This is a genomic window from Streptomyces sp. NPDC006384, from assembly GCF_042870695.1.
Lineage (GTDB): Bacteria > Actinomycetota > Actinomycetes > Streptomycetales > Streptomycetaceae > Streptomyces.
On record NZ_JBIAHR010000054.1, the window covers coordinates 1 to 5091 of the forward strand.

General features: G+C 27.0%; 6 protein-coding genes and 1 pseudogene. 4 read left to right on the top strand and 3 right to left on the bottom strand.

The window, feature by feature from the left end:
* Window positions 1-979: pseudogene (locus ACFYOJ_RS36160) on the bottom strand (ornithine decarboxylase); the annotation flags it as partial.
* Between the two features lie 437 nt (window positions 980-1416).
* Window positions 1417-1512, bottom strand: coding sequence for a type I toxin-antitoxin system Fst family toxin (locus ACFYOJ_RS36165; RefSeq protein WP_002501808.1), 96 nt, complete (start codon window positions 1510-1512; stop codon window positions 1417-1419).
* A 465-nt stretch (window positions 1513-1977) separates the two neighbouring features.
* On the opposite strand from ACFYOJ_RS36165, the gene ACFYOJ_RS36170 reads away from it, so the two are divergent.
* The 4 genes from ACFYOJ_RS36170 to ACFYOJ_RS36185 all read left to right on the top strand — a co-directional run bounded on the left by ACFYOJ_RS36170 (window position 1978) and on the right by ACFYOJ_RS36185 (window position 4572).
* Window positions 1978-2607 carry a YidC/Oxa1 family membrane protein insertase gene (locus ACFYOJ_RS36170; RefSeq protein ID WP_355307916.1) on the top strand — a complete coding sequence of 210 codons (630 nt, stop codon included), beginning with the start codon at window positions 1978-1980 and terminating at the stop codon, window positions 2605-2607.
* Between the two features lie 97 nt (window positions 2608-2704).
* The gene (locus ACFYOJ_RS36175) at window positions 2705-2911 is read left to right on the top strand and encodes a hypothetical protein (RefSeq protein ID WP_151558841.1); all 207 of its coding nucleotides are present in this window, start codon (window positions 2705-2707) and stop codon (window positions 2909-2911) included.
* A 191-nt stretch (window positions 2912-3102) separates the two neighbouring features.
* Complete coding sequence (locus ACFYOJ_RS36180) at window positions 3103-3663, top strand: hypothetical protein (protein ID WP_129795354.1); 561 nt, start codon at window positions 3103-3105, stop codon at window positions 3661-3663.
* A 3-nt stretch (window positions 3664-3666) separates the two neighbouring features.
* Window positions 3667-4572, top strand: coding sequence for an ATP-binding cassette domain-containing protein (locus ACFYOJ_RS36185; protein WP_237615539.1), 906 nt, complete (start codon window positions 3667-3669; stop codon window positions 4570-4572).
* 166 nt (window positions 4573-4738) lie between these two features.
* Here the strand turns inward: ACFYOJ_RS36185 and ACFYOJ_RS36190 are convergent.
* Window positions 4739-5091, bottom strand: a 353-nt coding sequence (locus tag ACFYOJ_RS36190; protein WP_388598636.1) for a hypothetical protein, incomplete at its 5' end; no start/stop codon positions are given.

Here is a 5091-nt window from a genome sequence, read left to right on the forward strand (position 1 = left end):
CAACCCACGCTGAATCAAATAATATATAGTCACATAAATGCCCAATTTTTTCTACTACTTGTTTAGCGTTGTAAATTGTCCCATCGTAAGTGCCTAATTGAATGATTGCTAATCTAAATGGTCTATCCCACTTAGCTCTCTCTGGATCTACTTTAGCAGCTTGTTCTCTTAAATATTGTTCATCAAAATCTTTCTCATAAATACCACCTATAAAACCATAAGAGTCTCTTGAAGTTTGCATATAAACAGGTCGGCCACCATCTTTAACAAGAGCTGAATTATAAGCTGATTTATGGTTGTTTCTATCAAATAATACTAAATCATCTGGCATTATTGCAGAAGTTATAGCAATATTATTAGATGTCGTAGAACCATTCATAACAAAATAAGTTTTATCTGCATTGTAAACTTTAGCAGCATGTTTTTGTGCTTCTACAGCAGGACCTTCATGAATTAATAAATCTCCTAAATCTACATCTGCATTGCAAATATCGGCTCTAAATAAATTTTCTCCGAAAAACTTATAAAATTGTCTTCCGGCTGGATGTTTAGAAAAGTATTGTCCTCCTTGATGTCCTGGACAGTCAAATTGAATATTACTTCTTTCAGAATAGTTTACTAAAGTATTAAAAAATGGAGGGAGTATATTTTTTTCGTATTTAGATATTAAATATTCTATTTTTTTTGAAGTATAATCTTTGTTGAGGTTATTAACATCAATGATAAAATCCACAGATTCAAGATTTATACTGTCTTGTGAGTGCTTGTTATTAACATTTTCATAATTAGTAACTATTATTACCGGAATTCCCAAATTTTTCTCTATCATTGAATCTACAGAATCAATTTCATAATCCATCAAAATTATTGCGCCTACATCAATAAAATCTGTACTGCTATCATAGATTGAGACAACATCCCTACTACTATTAAAGTAATCTCTAGCTTCTTCAGAAGTAGCAATCTTTAAAAAATTCATAATAACTAACCCCTTTTAAATAATTTAATTACTTTCAAGATTATAGTACTACTTTCCTAAAAAATTGTTAATACTTTCACAAGTAAAAAATATATTAATTGTTGACGCTTTCATAAAAGATAAAAATAAAACCACTCAGTAAATGAGTGGTAACACGAAAAGTGAAAAAGACAAGGAAATAGTATATGATAAATTAACAAGTAATATCATCTATAAACGAAGGGTAACATACGATTATATTTTGTACATAACACTATTAACTAATCGATATTGGAAAATATTATAACCACTTGTTATATAAAAATTAATGTAAAATAGTTTACAAGTAAAGAAGTTACAAGATATACTGAAACTAACAAATATTGCTAACATTTACGCACCAAACCCCAGCCTACTGCAATAGGCTGGGGTTTTTCTTCGGTGTTGGCTACGCCGTCTTATTTTTTATTACGTTGCTCTAGCCAAAATTTAAACAACGCAACACAGCATTCTATAAAAATAGATACTGTTATATAAACAAATATCGCTAACATTTCATCGCACCCCCTCTCTACGTCAATTTGACGTCTGAGAGATAGACGACCTCAATAGTATAACAAAATCTTATTTTAAAGGGGTTACTGATTTTGAATAAAGATACAAAAGTTCTATAAATGAAAATACATGAAAACGTGTGGTTAAGGGTATGTATAAAAGATGCATAACCAATAATCCAAACAACAAGGGACAAACGCCGTCATTTCAGCGTTTGTCCCTTTGTGTTGAGTTAACATAATTATGTATTATAGGTAGTTAGTTTGTATAGTCTATTCATTGACTGAATTATATCAATAATTTTATTAACATTAAATTATTAGAATATTATCTATATTTATAATATATTATAAATATTAGTAAAGGAGGAATTTAAAGATGTTAGTAACTATAGTAAGTTGGATACTTACTTTCATAACTCTTGTAGCTATTGGCTCTTTAATTACAAAATTGAAAAATAAAAAATGAATTATCTGAATATACTAACTGAGTTCTTTACTTTTTTATTAAATTTTATATCTACATATATTGGTTCTCTTTTGTCAATTGTTGTTTTATCTTTTCTTGTTAAGATAATGCTTTATAAAAATCAAGTTGATAATTTGAATAACTCGATAAAAAGAGACTTAATTCATGATGATATACAAAAACTTTTACAACGATTTAATAAAACAAAAAATCTGGCTAAAAGGAAAACTATAAAAAAAAGAATGAAGACTCTTAAATTAAAAGTAGGTATTATTCCATTTAGACATCGATTTTTATTGATAATCATACAACTGTATGTACTAGCATCTTTTATAAGAGCGCTATATCATTTTAAAATTTACAATAATAATATATTATGGTTTAGTCTTAATAATAAAGATCCCTACTATATTTTGCCATTTTTAATACTTTTAATAAATTCCATATTAGAATGGCCGTACAAAAAAAGTATATCTAATTTCATTTTTTACACAATCGCTAATATTGGTATTTTTATTTTGACTACGCAGCTAAAATGCATAGTATTAATTTACTGGATAGTTATTTCTTTAGTCTCTTTAATAATAAAATATATATATATTAAAAATCACTTTACAAGAACTTAACTTAATATAAGTTGATTTTAAATTTAAAAAACATATAAACTAAAAACGGGAGAAAATAGAAAATAATAAAAATTATAGTGAAGAGAGGTTTTTAATAATGAGCGCTGTAGTAAAAAAGGTTGCACAATATTTAGTAAGTCATTGGAATCAATTAAGTTCAGGTGTACAATGGGCAATTAAACAAGTTGCCGGAAGTGCTTTAGTTCAAGCAGTTGAGTCTGGATACCAAGCAACAGTTAATTATTTATCTCACTTAAGTTCTTGGGTAGTTAATAAAATCGCTAGTATATTAGGTATTTCTTAATTTTTAAATAGGGTATTATTTTCTATTTTTCTCTCAATTAATATGGTATGGAGGTTTCAACTCAATTGCTCGCAATTATCAAATACGAATTAAGTTCATTATTAAAAAGCATTAAATCAATTATAATAATAATATTTTTCACTCTTATAACTTTTCTTACATCTAAATTTTTTGCTCATAATGAATTCATAATGAGTCAAGATCATAGTGACTCAGTATATACATCTACAATAAAGTTTTTATTCTTTTTTTTAGGTTTTATATTCATTGCTGCTGTTTCTCATGACATTTTAAATAAGGATATAGAAATGGAAACAATTAGATTTTTAGTTGCCAAAACAAGTCGTTTAAACATTATACTAGGGAAATTTTTTGGTGTCTATATTTTTTGGATGCTATGCTTAAGTGTTTGTTTTTTTATAACTTTCCTATTCTCTGGAAAATGGCCTTTATATGATTATCTAAGTATTTCTATTTTCTTATTTTATGCCATAGCTTTTACATTTCTCTTGTCAATTACTATACCGAAACCAAGTTTAACAATGTTACTTGGAATTATACTCGGTTTTATTATACCTATACTAGGAATTGTTGCCACATTTAAAAGTAATATTTGGTATCTTTTACCTTTCAAATATATATTACCTTATTTTTATATACTTAAAACTGGATTTTTTATGTTGATACCTTTATTCATAGGTTTCTTATTAATTAGTATTTCTCTTGTCATGCTTAAAAGGAAGGATCTTTAGTCTATGGAAGCAATTAAATTAACAAATCTCAACAAACAATATAACAAGAAAAAAGTACTAAATGATTTAAACTTAGCTATTCATCAAAACGAAGTATTCGGTTTGATTGGAAGAAATGGTGCTGGAAAGTCTACACTTTTACATACTATTAGTGGTATTATACATAAAACTTCCGGAAATATTTCAGTATTTAATTATAAAAATATAGAAAATATAAAAAAAGAAATTGGTGTCATGCCAGATGCCTCAAATTTATATCCTAATTTAAATGCCATAGATTTTTTAAAATATATGGGAGGAATTAAAAAAGTTAAATATTCAACTAACGACTATTGGACAGTCTTGGAGAAAGTCGGTTTAAATAATGTTAAAGATAAAAAACTTAAGGACTTTTCTTTTGGTATGAAAAAGAAAATAAGTATCGCTCAAGCGATACTTGGAGATCCAAGTTTAATCATTTTGGATGAACCGACTTCAGGATTGGATCCTGAGTCAAGTATCAAAATTCGGAAACTAATATTAAATCTCAAGCAACAAGGAAAAACAATTTTTCTTACTTCTCATAATTTTGAGGAAATCGAAGAAATTTGCGATAGATTAGCAATTATGAATAATGGTCAAATTGCTAAAATGGGAACTATAGATGAATTGAAAGATAGTACTAATGAGATTAAAATTCAAATTAAAACATTAAAAAAATTAGCATCTAATCAACTTTATGATATTAATAATATATTAAAAGATAATAGTCAAACGCTAGAAATACAAGAAGATAATTTGTTTTGTATAGAAGTTAGTTCAATAAATGAAATACCTAAAATTATTTCAATTTTAACAGAAAATAATATTGAAATAATAGAAGTTACTCAACAACGTTCTTCTTTACAAGATATATTTATGTCTATATAAAAAAATGATTTTGATACATAAATCTTAGAAAAGAAGCCAGTAAATGAATCTATATAGATTCATTTACTGGCTTCTTTATTTACAATATTTCATCTTGTTTCCTCAAAGATGTCTTGCTTTTTGAAAAGACTTATATAACGCTTACTTATAATTTAGTAATTCATTATTATTCTTTCAATCTTTTAATCGCTTTTTTTAGTGGCCGATCATCACGATATGTATTGAAATTCAAGAATGCCGTACTATCAAAATGTTGTAATAAGTGATGAAAGACGTCATTTTCTTGTCTCATTTGGGCTATTTCATCTTCCAGTTGATGAACATGTTGCTGGAGTTCTTGGTTGTTGGATTTGAGTGCCTCGTTATCTTTTTTCAGCTGTTCAATGACTTCATGCCAATCATTTGTATCATTTTTAGAATGAGAATCATCCATTATTATTTGTTCTTTTGGATATTCAATGACCGTCGGTTTAATCCGATTACCCACTGCTGTTTGGCGTATATATTCTGTTGTATTCA